This is a genomic window from Methanobrevibacter sp. (assembly GCF_030539875.1).
GTDB lineage: Archaea > Methanobacteriota > Methanobacteria > Methanobacteriales > Methanobacteriaceae > Methanocatella.
Map to the genome: position 1 here is coordinate 47,323 of NZ_JAUNXI010000004.1, position 21,297 is coordinate 68,619.

The 21,297-nt window shown below is 30.7% G+C and carries 15 protein-coding genes and 1 pseudogene; 9 read left to right on the plus strand and 7 right to left on the minus strand.

All coding sequences use genetic code 11. The annotated features are described in order from the left end of the window. The first annotated feature begins 297 nt into the window (after positions 1 to 297). A complete protein-coding gene (locus tag Q4Q16_RS02285; protein WP_303345940.1) occupies positions 298 to 3,309 on the plus strand; it encodes a hypothetical protein in 3,012 nt (1,003 codons plus the stop codon). 597 nt (positions 3,310 to 3,906) lie between these two features. Here Q4Q16_RS02285 and Q4Q16_RS02290 read toward each other — a convergent pair. After that, positions 3,907 to 4,947: a hypothetical protein gene (locus Q4Q16_RS02290; protein WP_303345941.1), complete on the minus strand. Its 1,041-nt coding sequence runs from the start codon at positions 4,945 to 4,947 to the stop codon at positions 3,907 to 3,909. A 234-nt stretch (positions 4,948 to 5,181) separates the two neighbouring features. Beyond that, positions 5,182 to 5,637: a zinc-ribbon domain-containing protein gene (locus Q4Q16_RS02295; RefSeq protein ID WP_303345942.1), complete on the minus strand. Its 456-nt coding sequence runs from the start codon at positions 5,635 to 5,637 to the stop codon at positions 5,182 to 5,184. A 553-nt stretch (positions 5,638 to 6,190) separates the two neighbouring features. Here Q4Q16_RS02295 and Q4Q16_RS02300 point away from each other — a divergent pair. Beyond that, a complete protein-coding gene (locus tag Q4Q16_RS02300) occupies positions 6,191 to 7,381 on the plus strand; it encodes an ATP-binding protein (RefSeq protein WP_303345944.1) in 1,191 nt (396 codons plus the stop codon). A 677-nt stretch (positions 7,382 to 8,058) separates the two neighbouring features. Here the strand turns inward: Q4Q16_RS02300 and Q4Q16_RS02305 are convergent. Together Q4Q16_RS02305 and Q4Q16_RS02310 are read right to left on the minus strand one after the other, a co-directional pair. Further along, positions 8,059 to 9,027 (minus strand): arsenic resistance protein, encoded by a 969-nt coding sequence (locus Q4Q16_RS02305; protein ID WP_303345946.1) that lies wholly within the window; start codon positions 9,025 to 9,027, stop codon positions 8,059 to 8,061. A 301-nt stretch (positions 9,028 to 9,328) separates the two neighbouring features. Continuing rightward, positions 9,329 to 9,823, minus strand: a complete 495-nt coding sequence (locus Q4Q16_RS02310; protein WP_303345948.1) for a CDP-alcohol phosphatidyltransferase family protein — start codon at positions 9,821 to 9,823, stop codon at positions 9,329 to 9,331. 704 nt (positions 9,824 to 10,527) lie between these two features. On the opposite strand from Q4Q16_RS02310, the gene Q4Q16_RS02315 reads away from it, so the two are divergent. Beyond that, on the plus strand, positions 10,528 to 11,526 hold the full coding sequence (locus tag Q4Q16_RS02315) for a site-specific integrase (RefSeq protein WP_303345949.1): 999 nt from the start codon (positions 10,528 to 10,530) through the stop codon (positions 11,524 to 11,526). A gap of 74 nt (positions 11,527 to 11,600) precedes the next feature. Here Q4Q16_RS02315 and Q4Q16_RS02320 read toward each other — a convergent pair whose 3' ends face one another. Next, positions 11,601 to 13,052, minus strand: coding sequence for an ATP-binding protein (locus Q4Q16_RS02320; RefSeq protein WP_303345952.1), 1,452 nt, complete (start codon positions 13,050 to 13,052; stop codon positions 11,601 to 11,603). Between the two features lie 340 nt (positions 13,053 to 13,392). On the opposite strand from Q4Q16_RS02320, the gene Q4Q16_RS02325 reads away from it, so the two are divergent. From Q4Q16_RS02325 to Q4Q16_RS02335, 4 genes and pseudogenes are all read left to right on the plus strand, one after another. Next, positions 13,393 to 14,496, plus strand: a complete 1,104-nt coding sequence (locus tag Q4Q16_RS02325) for an Ig-like domain repeat protein (protein ID WP_303345954.1) — start codon at positions 13,393 to 13,395, stop codon at positions 14,494 to 14,496. Positions 14,497 to 14,578: 82 nt separating this feature from the next. Continuing rightward, on the plus strand, positions 14,579 to 14,884 hold the full coding sequence (locus Q4Q16_RS02330) for an antitoxin VapB family protein (RefSeq protein WP_303345955.1): 306 nt from the start codon (positions 14,579 to 14,581) through the stop codon (positions 14,882 to 14,884). A gap of 157 nt (positions 14,885 to 15,041) precedes the next feature. After that, positions 15,042 to 15,146: pseudogene (locus Q4Q16_RS09275) on the plus strand (type II toxin-antitoxin system RelE/ParE family toxin); the annotation flags it as partial. 346 nt (positions 15,147 to 15,492) lie between these two features. Beyond that, positions 15,493 to 15,615 carry a hypothetical protein gene (locus Q4Q16_RS02335; protein ID WP_303345958.1) on the plus strand — a complete coding sequence of 41 codons (123 nt, stop codon included), beginning with the start codon at positions 15,493 to 15,495 and terminating at the stop codon, positions 15,613 to 15,615. Positions 15,616 to 15,765: 150 nt separating this feature from the next. Here the strand turns inward: Q4Q16_RS02335 and Q4Q16_RS02340 are convergent, their stop codons facing one another. Continuing rightward, positions 15,766 to 17,691 (minus strand): cation-translocating P-type ATPase, encoded by a 1,926-nt coding sequence (locus Q4Q16_RS02340; RefSeq protein ID WP_303345960.1) that lies wholly within the window; start codon positions 17,689 to 17,691, stop codon positions 15,766 to 15,768. A gap of 832 nt (positions 17,692 to 18,523) precedes the next feature. Between Q4Q16_RS02340 and Q4Q16_RS02345 the strand changes: the two genes are divergently transcribed. Then, the gene (locus tag Q4Q16_RS02345) at positions 18,524 to 19,726 is read left to right on the plus strand and encodes an ATP-binding protein (RefSeq protein WP_368660205.1); all 1,203 of its coding nucleotides are present in this window, start codon (positions 18,524 to 18,526) and stop codon (positions 19,724 to 19,726) included. A 172-nt stretch (positions 19,727 to 19,898) separates the two neighbouring features. Further along, complete coding sequence (locus tag Q4Q16_RS02350; protein ID WP_303345962.1) at positions 19,899 to 20,243, plus strand: carboxymuconolactone decarboxylase family protein; 345 nt, start codon at positions 19,899 to 19,901, stop codon at positions 20,241 to 20,243. 12 nt (positions 20,244 to 20,255) lie between these two features. On the opposite strand, the gene Q4Q16_RS02355 is transcribed toward Q4Q16_RS02350, so the two are convergent. Then, entirely contained in the window at positions 20,256 to 21,188 is a 933-nt protein-coding gene (locus Q4Q16_RS02355) for a CPBP family intramembrane glutamic endopeptidase (protein WP_303345963.1), read from the minus strand. Positions 21,189 to 21,297 lie beyond the last annotated feature (109 nt).

Sequence of the window (21,297 nt, forward strand, 5' to 3'; positions counted from 1 at the left end):
ATGTAAATTATGAAGGGATTTTAAGATTTAATTTGATTGAAGGAGGAAGGCAATGTGTTTTACTAAAAATCACACAAGTTTTTTGAAAGTGCCTTGTTCGCAAAGATTATATTTAATTGATAATATAAATTAATATGATAAAATTAATTTTAAATTTATTCATTTAATATTAACTTAATGCAGTTTAATAAAAAATCATAGGTAAATGAATAAAATTATTTTATCAAAATTTGTATTAAGTTAGATGATGCATCTAATTTAACCGTGTTTCATAAATTAATATAGGAGATAAAAGTTATGAAGTTAAAAACAAGTTTATTTATAGCAGCATTGTTAATCTTCATATGTTGTATCGGATCTGCAAGTGCAACGGATACTTTTGATGATAACTCCCAGCTTATGGAGGATACTGATGAAGTGAAGGATACCATATCTGAAGTTAATAATGAAAAAACAAATACTTTCGAAACTGATGATAATGCAAAAGACCTGCAAAGTTTAAGTTATAGTGGGACTGAAGTTAATGCAAGCAATTGGAATGCAATACACAATCATGCTAAACGGACAGATAAAAATTTTATTATCAAATTGACTGGAACCAGTTATCATCCGACAAAACAAATTACCTTTGGAAATAATGCCACTATTATAGGTACTGCAAATAGTTATATAACAGCCGGATCTTATACTTTAATTCCATTCTTAAATAATAATTCTGCATTGACAATTAATTTTATTAATGTTACATTTAAGGATATGAGTGTAACTTATCTTTTAGAATTAGCAGGGACTAAAACTTTGGAAAATTGTAATTTTTATAATATAACTGCAGGAACTGGACAGAATGCAGTGATTTATAATACTTTAGGGACTATGAATTTAATTAATTGTAATATTGTTGATTCATCTGCAGGTTATGGTGTTGTCAGCAATTATAACTCCGGAACTGTTACTGGGGTTGTGATGAATGTAAATGATTGTACATTTGTTCGTAATTCAGCTAATGTGGAGCCAGGTGCAATTAACAATTGTGGAATTTTAAACGTGGACAATTCTCAATTTATTAATAATACTGCTGCTTGGTGGGCAGGAGCAATTCACACTCATTACAATGCAAGAACCATGATAAATAACAGTCTCTTTGAAGGAAATGTAGCAGGATGGAATGGTGGAGCATTATATACCTACAGTACATTAAAAACATACAATACTGTATTTAAAAAGAATAAATGTCATACTAACATTGGTGGTGGAGCTATTGGAGCTTCCAGATGGTGGGCAGGTAACTACAACATCACAATAGAAAACTGTACATTTGAAGAAAATGAAAATTGCCACGCTGATGGAAATGGGGGTGCAATTACTGCATTGAACAGTGGAGCGCTAAATGTGCATGATTCCACATTTATTAATAATGCTGCTGCTAATGGACAGGCGATTGCTGCTTTCAGTCAAGCATTTGAAAACATAACTGCAGGAATTCCAAACTTAAAAGTATACAACAACACATTTTACAACCATACATTAACATCATCCGATACAGTTGAAATAAGTGGAAATTATACTTTTGAAAACAATACATTCAACAATTGCTATCAACAAAATTTGGGAACAAACAATATATTTATTAATCCGGTAACTCCTAACAACAAAAATTTAAGCACCATTCTCAACCAACCGCTTCTTAAAGCTACTGCACCAGACATTCTTAAAGATTGGGAGGAACACGACATAATTTATATAAATAGTAGTTCTGAAAATGATCCTTATTCTGATGATGTTGATGGGCAAAGTTGGGAAAATGCCTATGGGGGAATAGAAGATGGATTTTCCATTGCTGCAGGCAATATCAAAAATAATGGGATTATTTATTTAGCTGATGGATATTATGAAACATTATTTACTGATGAAAAAAATATTACATTCATTGGACAAGGAGTTAATACCCGAGTTAAATTAAAAACAAATTATGGTACAGAGATAGGTGAGAAATTTACTTTTATTAATCTAACTGTTGAGGGTAATGATTATCAGAGGCCATGTCATTTTATTAATTGTACAATTGCAGGTTCATTTTCTGTATGTTCAGGATTTAATCATTATGCTCCTGGTTTGGAACATGCTGAGCAAGATGGGTGTGCTTTCACACGTAATATAATTTTTGATAATTGTACTTTTATTCAAAATGCAAGGGTTAATGTTTATATGTATGGTTTAGTTAACTTTACCAATTGTACTTTTAAAGATATAACTGCCGATTCAATTGTAACTAAAAAAGGTACTTTTTATGTTGATGATGGAATATACTTCTACAATTGTAAATTCAGCAACTGTGATGTAAAAGGTATTGTCGATATTCCTGGAAATATAGCTATAGAAACTTATTGTGAAATTGAAGACTGTGATTATGATTTCGATGCAACAACTGACATTGAAACTGTAGGGGATTATGAACACAATTATTTAAATGCCACCAAACTTAAAATTGTTGCTGTTGAAACATCCACTTCCATTAAAACTGAAAATGGTAATGTGATTGTCACTGTTAAAGATGCTGAAGGAAATCCCGTTTCTAACGTTAATGTGATTTATACTGTTAATGGCGTTGGCAATAATAAAACCACTGATGCAAACGGAACTATTGCGGTTTCAAACTTAAAAGGAAATATTGAATTTAAAGCTTTCTTTGAAGGAAATGATGCATTATTGCCATCAAATGCTTCCAGTAACTTTACATTCAAATATAGTACTAAATTATCTGCATCTAAAGTATCTGCCACTTATAATGCTGCTAAAAACTTGGTCATAACTTTAAAAGATGAAAAAGGAATTGCCATATCAGGTAAAAAGATTAATGTTAAAGTCGGTACAATCAACAAGGCTTTCACCACTGATAAAAATGGTCAAGTCAAAATAAATGTTGCAACTTTGGTTCCTAAAACCTACACAGCTACATTCTCCTTTGCAGGTGCTGGTCTATACGCAGCATCAAGTAATAAGGCTAGTGTTGTTGTATCTAAGGCAACTCCGAAGTTGACTACTCAAAAGTTAACAACCAAAGTTAAGGTAAAAACCAAGATGGTTAAAGCAACCTTAAAGGACAACAAAGGTAAAGTTCTCAAGAACACTAAAGTTACTTTAAAAATAAACGGCAAAACCTACAAGGCAACCACTAACAAGAAAGGTGTTGCAACATTTAAAGTAACCAAACTAAACAAGAAAGGAACTTTCAAGGGAACTGTCATGTTTGCAGGAAGCAAATACTTCAAGGCAGTCAACAAAAAGGTAACTGTTGTTGTGAAAAAATAGATTCATATTCTATTTTTTCTTTATTTTTTTTCCTTAAATCCATCATTGGTAATGTTAATGAATATTGGCCATTGCATGCATAATCCTTAAATGCAGATAAAGATTAAATAAAAAGCAAGTTCTTAAATTCTATTTTCATGCATGTATTATATAATGAGTTATCTTATCAGGTATTTTCTTGGCTCATATTTTTCTTTCATAACGCAATCTTTTTTTTTTACCAAATCTATTATGGGATGGCTGCTGATTCTTGTTTTTGATTATTATGCTTTAGAATTGCTCATCATACAAATGGTGGCAAATATTCGAATTTTTTGTTGCATATTTTTTGTGATTTTGTTTGGCCAATTCCGGATTGTTTGGTGATATATCTGTATTCAAAGGTTATAAACTAAAGCCATAACTTTCAAAACACCTAATCATTAAAACCAAAACATTTAAGTATTGCAGAATACGTAAAATGGATTATAGGATGTATTTTAGTTTTGTTACCTTGGATAACTGCCTATATTCTAACATATTTGCTTTTTAAATAATTATAACTAAAATCAACACTGAATCAGACGAAAATTAATAAAAAAATTAGATTAGGCAGTCTCAATATTCACAATAATTGTACTGATTATTTTTCTTAAATTTAACAGAATATAACATTAACTTTTCCATATCCTGAGGGTTATTGATAAACTCCTCCAAATTGCTTGTAAGCATTAATTGCATTGATTTGGAAAAACGTTGCCAATCAAAAACCTCAGAAGTTTCATATTTCAGTTCAGAATATTTTGGCATATCATTAATCTTTGAAAATTCTTTTTTTATGTCCATTCTTAGATTCTCATCTATATATGGCTCAATAATTGATTTTATATAATCAGCAAAGGTATTCCCTATCCCGTTTGCAACTTCAACATGGTCTTCTGAATAGTATTGCAAAAATTCTGATAAACGGTGTTTATATGAACCATAATCCTGATACCCCAATAGTGCAAATCTCCCTTCAACAGTATGGGCGCAGTACTCATCAACCAAATAATTTAATTCATTATTTATTAAAGCATAACAAACAAAAGCTTCAACTGCTTCAGTTTTTTCAGTTTTAAGAATTTCTGAAACGACCTGTTCTAATATTTCGGATAATAAAAAATGTGAAAGTTCATGAATCAATGTGGTGATTTGTATTGCATCACTTGCTCTATCGTCAATATAAATTTCATTAAATTCAAAATGCCCCAAATTTCCTCCGCCTTCCTTATAATCTGTTTTAACAAATGATTTTGAAAATAACATGATTTTGTCTAGTGTAGAAATTGAATAAAAATTTATATGGTGTTTATCAATTAGTTCATTAAGAATTTTCTCAGATGTCTTTTTAATGTTAGTTATTATTTCATTAAATTGCAATTGGCTTAAATTAAAATCAGTTAATTTATCAATATTTGGCTGTGAAAGCAAGTCTTTAACTTCACTAAACTTATTGGGATATTCATTAAAATTATAATGGTTATTCGGATTAGTTTTAATATCTTTAATCTTGGGTGTTTTAACAAAATAAACTAATGAACCATCGGAAGGGCATCTTATACAATGATTGTACTCCTCAGGATACTTGGCTCCGCATGCACTGCATATTTTAACCAAATCACCTATATTAATAAGTTCGATTAAATCTGAATGTTGTGAGCAAAAATTATCCTCTTTTTTATATTTTTTTCCACATTTTGGGCAAATTTTAACTAGATCTCTTGAGTAAACTAATTTAATGACTTCTTCATGATGGGAACAAAAATTATGGGAACTGCCATAAATTTCACCACATAAAGGACATTCTTTTTGATCATTTAACTGAATTTAAACCACCTAATAAAGAAAAAATTAAGGATTGCATACGCTACATGGTTTTTTACCATCTGATATTGCATCCTCCCGGGAAGTATAAACTATTTTGTTATGGTCACTAATTTTTTGAGCCCATTCACATGATGAGAGATGGAATTTATCTGTTTTTGCACTGGCCCAATATTCTGTACCGGTAGCAGGACTTGAATCATCACTAGAACCTGATTGGGATTGTGAATTAGTAGTTTTATTTTCATTAACTGGACTAACTGCATTAGAAGAGGAATCTTTTGAGATATCGCCTGTTTCATTGCTGTTGAAAACACCGCCAGCTAAAGCCCCTACAACCGCTAAAATAACAATGATGACAATTATTCCAATCAGCAATTTTGAAGAATTATTTGATTTTTCTTTATCTAATTTAGCACCGCATTTACTGCAGCGTTTATCTGATGCATTTAAATCATTTCCACAACTAGGACATTTTGCCATTGATACGCACCTCGAACAATATTGTTTAGATATTATAACTTTGTCATATGTTAGTAATATATTGTTTGTATGAATAATTATGAAATTTTTACAATTTGCATGTGGAAATCTCTTTTTTCGCTTTTCTAAACTCTGCGGTTGCTAAAAATTCTCTGTTAGACAGAACAATGGCAAAATTTGAAAAATGATTAAGAAGAATAAAAACAAAGAGGGCATGAAAATTTCTAATGAATGCAGAAGTTAAACGTTTCATTTTTTTAACTCAAAATGCAATGACTTTATAGTTTCTAATTAATTTAAAAATGAAATCATTAATTAAAAGATTAAAAATATTGGAGAAGATTTATGAAAACTCATGTGATAGTTGTGCTACTTATGTTCTCTTTAGCTTATTTTTAGTGAACTTATATTAATTAAAGATTTTCATTCGTTTAATATGTACTAAATTTTTTAGTACATGTTCTATATACTATATTTTATAATATGTACTAAAATTTATATTATATTAGGTACATACTATAATTTGTAGTACATTTTTTAGGAGGATTCTGTAATGACAGATTTGCCTTGGGGAAATAACCAGAATTTGACTGATGAAGAATTTTACAACAGAGAAAGCGAATTAGTAAATATTAAAAATATTTTGCATTCAACCAGTCAGGGTCATGCCCCAGATTTATTATTGACTGGCATAAGGGGAGTAGGTAAAACTGTTTTTCTTAAAAAGCTAAAAAGAGAACTGGATGATGAATATCTGGTAGTATATATGGATTTTTCAAAATCCAAATGCTATCAGAAAAACCAGATGAGCATAATCGGATTGATGGAACATTTCTTCAAAGAGTTAATTCTCGAATCAAAAAACAAAGGATTGAACACGTTAGACAAGCAAATAGAAAAATATTTCAAATCCAATGATTTTAAAATCAGGGAGTTCATACAGCTTGATAAAATACCTGTACCAGTTTTTTCAAGTAAAACAAATGAAGAAAAACTTATGGATTTTACATTGAATCTGCCTGAAAAAATATATGATGAAAATAATGACAAAATTAAAGGTGTTTTAATATTCATTGATGAATTTCAAATTATTAAAGAACTGAACAATTACAAGGAATCCTTTTTATGGAAAATTAGAAGCTACATTCAAAACCAAAGAAACATAGCATACATATTTTCAGGTTCAATGAGCCTGCAGGACAAATTAATATCTGAAATTGCAAGCCAGAATGGAGCATTTGGCGGAAGAATGATTTCAATAAACATTAATCCATTTGAGAAAGAAACTGTCAAAAATTATCTGTCTGAAAAAACCCCATATATCTTATTCACTAATGATGGTTTTGACAGATTTTACAAATGCACCTCTGGAGTTCCGTCATATGTCAATATATTTGCATCCCTGCTTCCAATCAATGAGCAGCTGGATGATGATGCAATAAAAATGTATTTTGATAAAAAAATCCAGGCAATAAGTTCTCATTTAATAAATATATGGGCTAGACTGTCTTTTAGAGAACAGACCATAATCATAATTCTGCTCGAAAAACCCCTGAGAAGAATAGACATAGCGAATGAATTTGGAATATCTACGGGGTCATTAAGCAATTACTTAAACAATCTTCAAAATCAAGGATTAATAAGTTTAAATAATGGATTATATGAGATTTCAGAACCTATTCTTAAAAGATGGTTGGAATTGGAATTTAAAGAAAAGGGAATATATCCCTACAGAAATATATAACTACTAAATATCAAGTTCAATTAATTACTTCATTTGTCTGAAGTTACACTATTAACTTTAGTAATTTGAAGTACTTTAAATTGTTAAAGTATATGTGTTTGTGATTTTTTTGTAATGGAATTCAGATAAAAAATTGTCTTGGATACTAAAATAATTCATTAAATTAAATTCAATAAAAATTGATATAAATAATTTTTTTTTGATTTAAGAATAATTTTATAGTTTAATATCAATATTAAATTTTGACAGTAATTCTATCACGTCCTAACGATTAGATATTATGAAGATAGTTTAACAATAGGTTCTAATTTTGTTGTACTCAAAACTAGAAATGTATATAGTAATGATATATAACTTGAAATTTAAAATATTAATTAATTATTAATTTGGAGAGATTTGTATGAGACTCATGTGATAGTTGTGCTACTTTTCTCTATATGCTTATTTTAATGACATGGTTATTAAATATTATTTCACTCATTTTTTTACTCTATAATCTAGGACAAATTATTCCTTAAATTCATACAAACGAATCTTGTTATGTAAATTCAAATTTAGATTGTAAAAACAATTTCAAACTTCACAATCTGGATTTTCGCCATTGGTTGGAATTTTAATGATAATGATTTTATATAGGAAATTATGGGGTCCAGCTATTGATGTACAGCAAAACGATTTCAAAATAAGTTATTGCAAACAAAGAATAGTCTAGAATTCTTAATCAATAAGCAGAATTTTGAAACGATATAAAGTACAGGCAATTCTATTAAAGGTCCTATTATTAGTCCAATTGCTATTAATTCATGTCCTGGGAAAGAATTTATTGCAATAGCTAGTGCTATTGGAGAATTACGTGCTAATGTTGTCATTGTCAGGCTTGCATATTCAGGATAGGTAAAATTAATTTTTTCAGATAATAATAAATCTATAATGACATTAACACCAAAGAAAATGATTAATGGTATAAATATTGAAATTATGGAGTTCAAATTATCAAGTAATAGGGAGCCTTGGCTTGAAAAAATGCAGATTACTGCAAGTGCTAAAAACCAGATCTGTAAATTTGAAAATAATTCTGTTGCTTTTTCATTTAGATTTTCATTTAATACAAATTTTGTAATCTGTGAAGCTATAAATGGAATTACAATAACGATTAAAAGTGAATAGATGATTTGCGAGTAATTTAATGTAATCTTACTTGAAAAGAATAATATTAAATAAATTGGAAGTAAAATAATTTGCAATACCAAATTAATTGGCAATATTGATAAACTTAGTTTAATGTCTCCTTTTGCTATTTTGGTAAATACCAGATACCAATCTGTACATGGTGTTACTATTAACATGAAAAATCCAATTAAAATATCCAGATTGCCTTTTAAAAATATTGACCCTAGAAAATATCCGAATAAGGGTGTCCATATGAAATTAATAATTAAACTTGCGAATGTGAATTTAAGATTTTTAAAACTGTTTTTCAACTCATTTAATTCTGTTTCTAAAAATAATCCATAAATCATTAAGCATAAAAATATGGTTATAAAATACTCACTATTTTGGGCAATAAACAAAATATTGCTAAATATCAGTCCAATAATGATTGAAAAAATAATTATAAACGGTTCTATTTTTTCTATTAATTTCATGACAACACCTTAGAATAACTATTTTTTTTTAAAATGTAACTAGCTCATTTGTCTTTGTCTATTAATTGCATTAATCTCCATATTGATTTTCTGTTCATCTTGGAAATTGCCCGTTGTGTTGGAATTTTCATGGGACAGACATCTTCACATGATAATGTTTTCAGACAATGTGGATAAAATTTTTCTTTATATAACAATGTATTCATAAATGCATGATATGCCGGCATCAACACTACAATAATTATTAGAATACTATTTATTTTTCTAAGAGAAATCATTTTTATCCCATCATATACGTGCTTTATTTATCATTCATATTTTTGATTCTTAAAATTGAGGATGTAACTGCACATAGGGTTATAGCAATTGTCAATAGGAATATGATATTTTTGGAGTTTATCAATATTGCAATAATGGGAAATGCATAGAACATATATGCAACGAATGTTCCGAATCTATCATATTTTAACCCGCCCTTTCCGGATGTTATGAAAAACTCAATCAATTTCAATGATATTATAAATATGAACCAAAAAGGCACTAAATCAATTAAAACAAGTGACAATGTTGATAGGATTATAAATAAAAAATCACAGATAACATCGATTTCAGAGCCATTTGCGGATATCAAATCATATTTGCGAGTTAAATGACCATCTAAGATATCGCTAATTATCGTCAATGTAAATATCCAAGTTAGGTAAATGATATTGAAATCAAAAAGAACAGCATATAGGAATAATAGTCCAAGAATTATTCTTGAAAAAGATAGTGAATTAATTATTAATCTATTCATAGTTGTCGTTGTAATTTATAGCTAATCAATTTATATGTCTTTAAGTTAAGAATTGAGCTTAATGAATGATTATGACTATTGCAAATATAATTTCCATTAATCAAACTTTAAATATGAGATTATACGATTCAAGTTGTTGACTTTATAATATTATTAATCAAGTTTTAGAATAATGATTGAATAATTGCGTTTTCATGTGCTTGATATATTTTCACCTCATTAATATATTTTTTAGCAAACATATATAAATTTTAGGTTTACCAAAATTTAGTATATTTTGTAGATATATCTTCGATAATGCTGTGATAATATGGTTAATAATGGAGAGCGAATTGATTAATAGTTTATTGATAATATTGGTTTCGTAAGTGTTGGACAATTCCAATAGTGCTATTTGGAACAACTTTTATGGCTGTTGATATATGCTAGAATATCAATCAAATAGAAAAACATGAAGTTAATGCCAAAACCGTTAAATTAAATGAAAAAATAGATATTAATTATATCACTTTCAAATTATTATATACTTATCCCAAATTTGTTTTTTTATGGCTCTTTGAAATTTTTTTTACAACCGAAAATTAGAGGTGTAACTATGAAAAATAATGAGCTTTTAAAAAATATATTTGTAACATACAACCATTCCCCCTGCTACTCAGAAGGCATATGTCTATGCTCTTAAGCAGTACTCAAACTATTTTGGCATGGATCTTCATGAGTTTTTAAGGGAAGCGGAAGACGAGGAAAACAAGGGAATAAAATGGAAGCACAGGAAAATCAAAAGCAGACTTCTGGAATTCAGGCAATATTATCTGAGCAACTATGCATTGAACATTACAAGATCTGTGATGATGTGTATCACTAAGTTCTACAAGTTCTATGACATTGAAATCTATTCCTTGCCGAAAATCAACCAGAAATCCATACAGAAACCGCAACCTATTTATTTCACTGATTTGCCTGATAAGGAGATAATCCGTGAGGCGATTAGTATTGCAACACCTGTCATGAAGGCGGCGATAATTTTCATCTGCTCCAGTGGATGTGCAAGGGCAGAGACCTTGAGCCTTAAAATACAGGATTATATCGATGCGCTGTCCGAATACCTGCCCCGCAAGGATATGGATATCTTTGAGATAATCGATTTGATTGAGGGCGACGACACGATTGTTCCCACATTCAATATCTGCCGTAAAAAGACCAACAAGTACTATACGACACACTGCAGTCCCGAAGCCGTCAAGGCAATCAATGCACATATTCTGTATCGTACGGACAATGCAACCAATGATTTAAAGCTATTTAAGATGGATTTGAGTTATTTTTCTCTTAATTTCCAAAAGATAAATGATGCTTTGGGACTGGGCAAAGTTGGAAACTACAACCGTTTCAGAAGCCATATGCTACATAAATTTCATGCATCAGCACTTTACAATGACGGCATGAGCCTTGATGATGTCAACGACCTGCAAGGAAAATCCAAAAGCAGGACGGATCAGGCATACTTTATGATTAACCCTGAAGATTTGAAATACGAATACATCGAGCATTTACCTGCCGTTACCATCAGTACTGATGTTAAAAAATTGCATGTCAAATCACCGGAGTTTGTTAAAATTGAAAATGAGAAAAATGAACTTAAAAGTGAACTTGACAGGCTCCGGGCTGATATTGACATTATTAAAGGTATGATTGGGAAATAAGTATTTTTCCCAATCTCAATATTTAACTCCTTAAAAGTGTTAAATTGCTATTTATCATCTTAAAATACTCATTTTTATAAAAATGAGAATGTTTTCGGAGGCAGATAAATAATATTATCTTTTTTTGTTATAGTTTTAGTGGTATTTGAAATTATTATTCCATAATCAGCATTGTAACGCTCAATTGCAGGAGCAAGTTGTCTTTTCTTCTTTTTGCCCATACTCACTTCAATAGGTATTGCCTTTTGGAATTCACTCTGAATTACAAAATCGACATTGGTCTTGTCTTCCGGATCATAGTATAATGTGAAATAGTTTCCCTCCTCATTGCTCAGGTAGAATAATGTTGATGCAACCAGATTTTCCAAAAGAACGCCGAGATATGCCTTTTTATTTGAATTTAAATTGCCTATTGATGATGTCATGATATGTTTTATGCTTGATGTTGCAAAGAAATACTCCCATGACTTGATGGACCTTTTAGGTGATGCGATATGTGGTTCGCAATGAAATATCAGCTGAGTTTTTTCAAGAATGTCAAGGATGTTTCTTACATTGCCTTTGGATGTTCCAAGGTATGTTCCCATTTTTTCCTGGGAAATGTCTCCCGGCTTTTGCAGTGCAAGAAATCTCAACAGACGGTTAGCATGTGTTTGACTGGTGGAGGTTATTGAGGATATTGCTCCCATATCATGTGATATTACTTTCTTTATCATTCCGGTTATGTTTTTGCAGATTATATGATGGTTGGTTTCAAACAGTGATGTTGGAAATCCACCATATTTTAAAAATTCATCCCAATCAGTTGTTGAATAACCGTTGATGTTGATTAAATCCTGATTTATCTGTTGCTCACAAGCTGCTGCATCAGTTATGTCTCCTTCGAAAATTAATTTTTTAAGGGATGCTGAAGCATTGGCGGCATTGTAGTTGTATTTCAGTTTCAGGTGCTGATTGTAGTTTAGTGGAGTGATGTTTTCTTTTAGAAGTCTTCTTGCTGAATCGGCATCGTATTCAAGGTTCAGTGCTGATGAACCTGTAAAAATCATGAATATGTTTTTGGTTCTGTCATATATCCTCTTTCCGGACAATGCCCAGTTTTTGTCATACTGTGATTCGTCGATGAGCAGGAATATTTTTTTGTCCAGTCTCCTTAAAGTGGTGTTGTGGTAGGTTTCTAAAAATTGTGTTACAACATCTATGATTTTAAAATCCACAATGTCATTTAGGTTTTCGCATGAAATGAACAGTATCTGATTGGGATTGATATTTTTGGATTTGAACAGGTATTCATAGGTCTGGTATAGTAGTGTTGTTTTCCCAATACCTCTTAAGCCTGGAAGTGCAAAATAACGGTTGTTGGTTGTTTTTTCTAAAAACTCATCAATATGATGTTTAATAAATTCAAACTCTTTTCTATGTTCAAAATTTCTGCCATCCAATGTTAATTCATTATCTAAAATGTTTGGAACATCAGATAATTCTTCTTTAATATAATCACTGATAATTTCTTCTTTTTCATACATTTTAAACCTCATCCTGGAAAAAATATTTAATTTACTGGTTAAATATTTGACCACATAATATATAAATCTGTGGTCAGATAACTGACCAGTATATGCTTGCTATGATAAATAATATCAACTTCCAAAACAATAAACATTTGTCAAGTGTGCATCCGCACAAAAACACAAATGTGATTGCAAAAAACAGTTGAGTAATCTAGATTAATGTCAGCTACATTGATAATCTGGGTCCGAAAGTTGTAGATTTGCAGAATTTGCCTGTTATCAGTCTGCAGAAGGCATCCAGTTTCATTCAAATTATCAACAACACTTTCATTGTTAAGACGATAATTTATTAATCTTGTCTGAAGCTGAAAACACTGCTCACGGTTTTGCATCTGTAATCGGCGGAATAAACATCACAGGAAACACCGTTAAAAAAGCAGACTCAAGTGTTGACGGTGCCGGCGTAACATTCTATTATATCAAGGTGCTTGAAACTCTTGGTATCAGTCCGGTTGAAGCAATAAGTGTTAAGGACAATGATTTTTCAGATATTCCTGATATTGAAAGCTTTAAGATTGAATTTGCACAGATGCATATTGACAACGGTACTGTCTATATCCCGCAGGCTAAAACCGCTACAAAAATGGCAGTTACATATGTAAAAGACGGCCGTGTGGTAATCGAACTTGCAGGCATTGATGACAGAGTTATTGAAAATGCTAAAATCACATATGCCATAAACGGCGGCGCTAAGATAATTGACACTACCGATCAGTTCGGACACATCTACATTAACGGTCTTGCAGGTGTGTGTGATATTGAGGCGAAGTATGCCGGAAGCAACATCTACGGTGACAGCAGCATTGAAACCACCATACAGATGGGATCCGTGCAGAGTGCAACTAAAATCACTGCAGGCACTTTAACTGTTTATGCGGCAAATGCCAAAGGCACAAAATATCGGTTCACACTAAAAGACGGTCAAGGCAATGTCATCGCAAATCAGGACGTCAGCATAACCTTCAACGGCAAGGTTTATAATCTTAAAACTGATGGAAACGGAGCTGCAAGCTTCATTCTTCCGACAAATGCTTCCGGAAAATATGATGTCGCAATGGCATTTACAGGTACAGCCAGCTATAAAGGAAGCGTTGCCGCATCCACAATTACAGTCCAGAAGCAAGCAACCAAACTGACAGTAGCCAAAAAGACATTCAAGAAAAAAACCACCAAAAAGATTACAGCCACACTAAAAGACAATAACGGTAAAGCATTAAGCGGCAAGAAAGTGACTTTGAAAGTTAACGGTAAAACATACAAGGCAACCACCAACAAGAAAGGCGTTGCAACATTCACCGTTAAAATCACCAAGAAAGGCACCTTCACCGCTACTACAAGCTTCAGTGGAGATTTGCTGTACTCTGCAAAAACAGTCAAATCCAAAATTAAAGTAAAATAGCTCAAATGCTATTTTACAATTTTTTCTTATTTTTAAAGCATATCCTGAAAATCCATAAAGTATAAATTATAAAAGATCCATGATGTATACTCAGTATACAATAGATTATGGCGGATGTGAAAAAACAATGTTAAATAAAACAATCAGAGTTTCAGAAGAAGTCCATGAAATGCTATCCAGACTGGCAGCAAAAAACGACAGTTACAATGATGTTATAAAAAGATTAATCGAAGATAATGAGGAATTTACAGACGAACAGGTGGAATTCTACAATCAGGAAATCGAAAGAGTGGAAAATGACCTATATGAAAACGTCACTGAAATAACATTATCCGAACTCGAAGCAAGAGTAGCCAAACTCGAACAGGAAATCAAACATGGCCTATAAAATCCTAGAACACGACAAAGCCAAAAAGTTCAAAAGAAAACACAAAACCGACAAACAGCTGTTCTGCGCATCGAAAAGAAATATATTGAAATAATAAAAATCCATATAAACCTAGCTTTTTGGAAATGAAAGTGACTAATGCCAAAAATGCCGAAGAGCAAGAGTCGGAGACTACCGAATCGTATATTACATCTCAAAAAAGAAAAACCTGATTGAAATCATTGATATCATTCCCCGCAGTAACGACTACAGACTATTTTAAATTTATAAGCCATCATCATTAAAAATTACATTCTCGCCCAAAGATTAATTAAGATTATCGAAAACAAATCTAACATGAAAAAAGATTTCAAAGATCAGGTAAGTATCAGATAATTTGAAATTTAAAATGTTAATTAATTATTTAATTTGGAGAGTTTATAATATGAAAACTCACGATAGAGTGTACTGCTTACGTTCTCTCTACACTACTTTTTTTAGAACTTACGATAATTAAAGATTTTCATTCGTATAAAACGAAACTTATTCTCAAAACTTTGATTTGCTGTTGTGTTGTTGACATTAACACTAATGATATAGAAAATCAAATTTAATTCAACTTTGATATCATGAGCCTTTTCAAACTAATCTTTGAATCTCAAATGGGTGATGTTAATGTTAAAAAAGTTAGTTGTGATGAAGTTCACAACTTTGTCTTGTTATTAAGTGCTTGTGAGCATGCATATGCTTAATTCCATTATCTGTAATGATTTCATCAATGATTCTAATGCCTTCATGGGAATGGGTATGCTCACCATCATTGTGGAAATGGCATTGAAATCATTCCATACTTTTTGAAAAACATAATTTTTCAAAGGCTCTTGAGCTAAATATGGAATGAATTAAATAGCACCATGGAAGTGATAATGTGAATGTTCGGTATGCTCAGTATCGATTTTTTTAATTGAATCATCGAAATGCCTGTCATAGAGCAATGCTGCATTTAAAACCACTAAACAGGATCCTGCATTGTGAACAATTGCTCCAGTTACTGGATTTAAAAGTCCCAATACAGAGCAGACGATAGCAGCCGCATTGATTGTCATGGACATTGCAATATTTGCTTTGATTGTAAACAATGTGGAATTAGACAGTTTTTTCAGATAGGGTATCTTGCCGATATCATCTCCGAGAAGTGCAATGTCTGCAGCTTCGATTGCAACATCACTTCCAACTGATCCCATTGCCACACTGACATCAGCTGTTTTAAGTGCTGGTGCATCATTCACACCGTCTCCAATCATACATACCTTTTTGCCTTCATTTTTAAGCTTTTCAATCCATGAAAGTTTTTCTTCAGGAAGTAAATTGCCAAATACTTTACCGATTCCGACTTGGCCGGCAAAGTAATTAGCAGTTTCTGAGTTATCTCCAGTTAGCAATAGGGTTTCAGTTCCAAGGTCATGTAATCTTTCAATCATTTCTTTGGAATCTTCACGAATCACATCAGACAATCCGATCAGTCCGATGACTTCACCGTTCAATGCAACAATTATTGAAGCTTTTCCTTCATGTTTGAACTTGTCTAAATGACAATTAACATCAACGTCAATATTATATTCTGATAGAAATTTGGAGTTTCCTGCATATACCTGACCATAAGAATTTGTAGATGTAACACCTTTTCCAGGATACATTTTAAAGTCCTGTGGATCTTCAATATCAATATTAGCTTCTTTTGCATTTTTAACAATTGCTTTGGCTAAAGGATGTTCACTTAGTTTCTCACATGAGGCAACAATTTTAAGCAGTTCCTCACTAGGCAAATCTTCCCTAAGGGAAATAACATCAGAAACTTCTAAATTACCGTAAGTTAAAGTACCAGTTTTATCGAATACCAGAGTATTTAAACCGCCCAATGTTTCCAGCGCTTCACCGGATTTGATGAGTACTCCGTACTTTGTGGCCTGACCGATTGCAGCCATTATTGCAGTTGGTGTTGCAAGTATCAATGCGCATGGACAGAATACTACTAAAACAGTAACACCTCTTTCGATGTTTCCTGTCACAAGCCACGCGGCAATTGCAATTGCCAGTGCAACCGGAACGAGCCATGTAGCCCATTTGTCTGCAATTCTCTGTGTCGGAGCCTGCTTTTCATCAGTGGCTTTTACAAGGTCAATCAATTTTTGAAGTGAAGAGTTTTCACCTAAACTGGTTGCTTTAATGTCAATGGCACCATACAGGTTCATAGTTCCGCAGAATACTTCATCGCCAACTTCCTTGTCGATTGGAAGTGATTCTCCAGTCATGATGGACTGGTCAAGTGATGAAGTACCGTTTATGATTTCACCGTCAACAGGTACACTTTCACCCGGAAGAATCCTTAATGTATCACCAATTTCTATTTCATCTACTGGGATTACTTCTTCAATTCCATCGGTTATTCTTCTTCCAGTTTCTGGAGTTAGATTAATTAAATTTCTTAAGCCTTTTTTAGCTCTTTCAACGGTCCAATCTTCTAAAAGCGCTCCCAATGCCATAATCCATGCGACTTCGCCTGCTGCGAATACCTCTCCTATCAGAAGTGATGCCACCATGGCTATTGCAATCAGTAGTGCAGATGAAATCCATTTTTCACGGAGTAATCTAGTCATTGCTAGAAGAAGCATAGGAATACCACTTATTATTACTGTTCCCAATGCTGGATTTAAATAGATTGGAGTTTTTATTCCAAATATCATGAAAATAACTGCTATCAATAGGAATATTCCGGAAATAATAGTCATTTTTAATCCGAATAGGAAATCAGTTATTTCATTAATCATATAAAACACCTCAAAGTATTACTTTTTTTAAGTTCATTTAAATACTTAGTATTACTCAAAAATTTTTTCAAGAGCTTACCCCAATTTTGAAATGTCTTGAAAAATCAAATTCAGTAACTACCAAACAGCCAAAAAGTATTACTTTTTTTGAGTTCATTTATATACTCAGTATTACTAATTATAATTTTGCAATTTGAAGTATATAAAAGTATTACTTTTTTTGAGTTCATTTATATACTATGTATTACTAATTTAATATCAACATTAATTCCAAAAATAAATTCCCGCCCAATATTAGAATCCAATATTGAAAAATCATTGTTGTTAATGTAAAACCAACTGTTAAATGAAAAGAAAAAATAGCTATTAATATATATCTTAAAATTAAAAATATTAATTAACTAATAAAATTATTTGGAGAGATTTGTATGAAAACTCATGCGATAGTTGTATCACTTATGTTCTCTCTACACTTATTTTTATTGATTTTACATATTTAAATGTTTTAAACTTAAACTAGATGAAAATAATTTTCAGGTTTCTGATAAATAAGTCCTTTTTGGATTAGGGTTGGTAAAAGTTGACTAACTATAGTTTCATTAATACTATATTTTCCACTCATATTGGAAATATAATACATTAATTTTTTTGCTCCGTTATATGCATAGGTCAAAGACATTTCCATATATGAATTAGTGATGAAGAAGTATTTAAAAAGTTAATTTCATAAACCTAAAATTTTTAAAAAATCTAAAAAGTTAGTCTTATAAACCTAAATTTTTAATAAAATAAAAAAGTTAGTCTTATATACCTAAAAAAATATACTATTACTATGGTTCAAAGAGATTTATATATGAAAGAAATACTTCCATTAATTGATAATGAGTTAATTAAGGTAATTACAGGCATTAGAAGATGTGGTAAATCTTACATGTTGGGTTTAATTAAAGAGGAACTCATTAAAAAAGGAGTAAAATCACATAATATTATATTGATAAACTTCGACAGTAAGAAATATAAAAATGTCACAAATAACAATGAATTGGATAAAATAGTTTCAAAATTAGTTAAAAATAAAAAAGGAAAAGTATATTTATTTTTTGATGAAATTCAAAATGTTAAAAAATGGGAACGCTCAATTGCAGGATATAAAATAGATTATGATTGTGATATTTATATCACTGGTTCAAACTCAAATCTATTGTCTGGTGAATTAGCAACCCATTTGACTGGCAGATATTATGAAATCAAAATGTACCCATTTTCCTATCAGGAATTTTTAGAGTATAAAGAAAAATCAAACAGTTTGGAATTATTTAATGAATATTTGCAATATGGTGGAATGCCACAGACATTTCCACTTGATGAACATCAGAAAATCAACTATTTGGATGATTTATTTAACTCAATATTTTACAAAGACATTGTTAAACGATATCAAATCAGAGATATTGATATATTGGAGAGATTAACAACCTTTATTTTTGATAATATTGGAAATATATTCTCAGCATCAAGCATTGCTGAATATTACAAAGAAGAAATGAATATTAAAATTTCAAATAAAACAATAACTAACTATCTTAAATACTTGGAAAATGCCTGTTTTATTAAAAAAGTTAAAAGAGAGGATGTTGAGGGTAAAAACATCTTAAAGTATAATGAAAAATACTATGTAACGGACCATGGATTTTGCGAAGCAAAAGCTAAAGGCAATGTTGATAATATTGGTAGAGTAATGGAGAATATTGTTTATTTTGAATTTTTAAGAAGAGGTTGGAAAGTAACTATTGGAAAAGCCAATGATTATGAAGTAGATTTTGTGTGCAGAAAACATAAGCAAACAATTTATGTTCAAGTCAGTTATCTGCTTGAAAATGAAGATACTATTGAAAGAGAATTCAGACCATTTACAAAAATTAAAGATAATTATCCAAAATATGTTATCTCAATGGATCAATTTGATAGGTCTCGTGATGGAATAATGAATGTAAATTTATTGGACTTTTTAACTGATTATGATTTGGTAAACTAATTAAGTTAATATTTATAGATTTGTTTATATATTATATTTTAGTCCAAATCCAATAGAAAATCATGCAGTTAATGTCTAAACCAATTGTTTAATGAAAAGAAAAATAGCTATTAATATATATCTTGAAATTTAAAATAATAATTAACTATATAATTTTTGGAGAGGAGAAAATATGAAAGGCAATGTATATTATGGAAAAGGAATTAGGGAATTGGAAGATGAATATCCTGACTTGTATAATCTTGTAGCTGATATTAATGAAACTGTCTGGGATGGAAAAACAATTGATTATAAAACTCAAAAATTAATTGCAATCGGCATTACTGCATCTCGTGCAGATCCAAGGGCTATCAAAAAGCAGATGAAAAGTGCCATTGAAGTATTGGGAATTACCAAGGATGAAATTGTTGATGTTTTAAGGGTTGTTTTATTAACTTCTGGAATGCCTGCATTTTCTAAATCACTTCAAATATTAAATAGTATTACTGCAGCTATTGAAGAAGAAAAAGAAGAATGATCTTCTTTTTTTTCATGTTATTGCTTGGTATGCTATTTTAACTATAAAAAATACTATAAAACAAACCATCCCATAATTTAAAAACATTGTTCCAAGAGGGTTTTTTAAACTTATTTCGGTCAGTTTTCCATTAAATCTTTCCTGTTTGTACTTTAAAAGACTGGTTATACCAATATATAATGCAATTACAATCACCATTAAATATATTAACATTGCAACTATGTTGAAAGGGTCAATGGCACCTGCAGCAATTGTTTGAACCGTATCTGAAACAAATATGCTTACAACTGATCCCATTAAATTAATGATGATGTGTAAAACTATAGTATAGATTATTTTCCCAGTTTTTAGATACACATATGCAAAAAAACCGCCAATCAGGAATGCATAGCAGAATTGATTTAAATTTCCATGGATTAATCCAAAAGTAACTGCAGACAATATGATTGAAACTTTAGCGCCGTATCTGTTTGTTCTATCTATTAATAACTTTCTAAAGATGATTTCTTCAAAAATTGGTCCAATCAAACTTATTATTAAAATATTTAACCATATTCCTGTTGAGCTTATTAAGTTCTGAATGGGATTGGATATTTCGCTCTGAAGCGCACCGCCAAGCAGGCTAGTTATGATGATGCCTGTGACATTTCCAAACCACATCAATGTAAATGTAATACATAAATACTTTAAAAATGTCTTAATATCTAATTTATGGATTTCAATCGGTTTTGATTCTATTTTTCTCATTAAATATACTAAAATCGGAAACGGCAAAATATAATTGCAGATAGCTGTTATTATTGTAGCTATATTTATGTCGTTGAGAATTTCTGGTTTTATGATTACAATAATGTTTGCAACTATTATTGTAATTATTATTGAAAGGATTGTATAAATTAAATAATTAAATCCTATCTTTGAGAAAATTTTTTTATTTGAATTCATTTTATCATCCTATTGTAAGATATATTCTTTCTTATACTATTTAGGTATATCCCTAAAAATTTAGGTATGCCAAAATATTTATATTATATTTTTATAATATGATAATTAA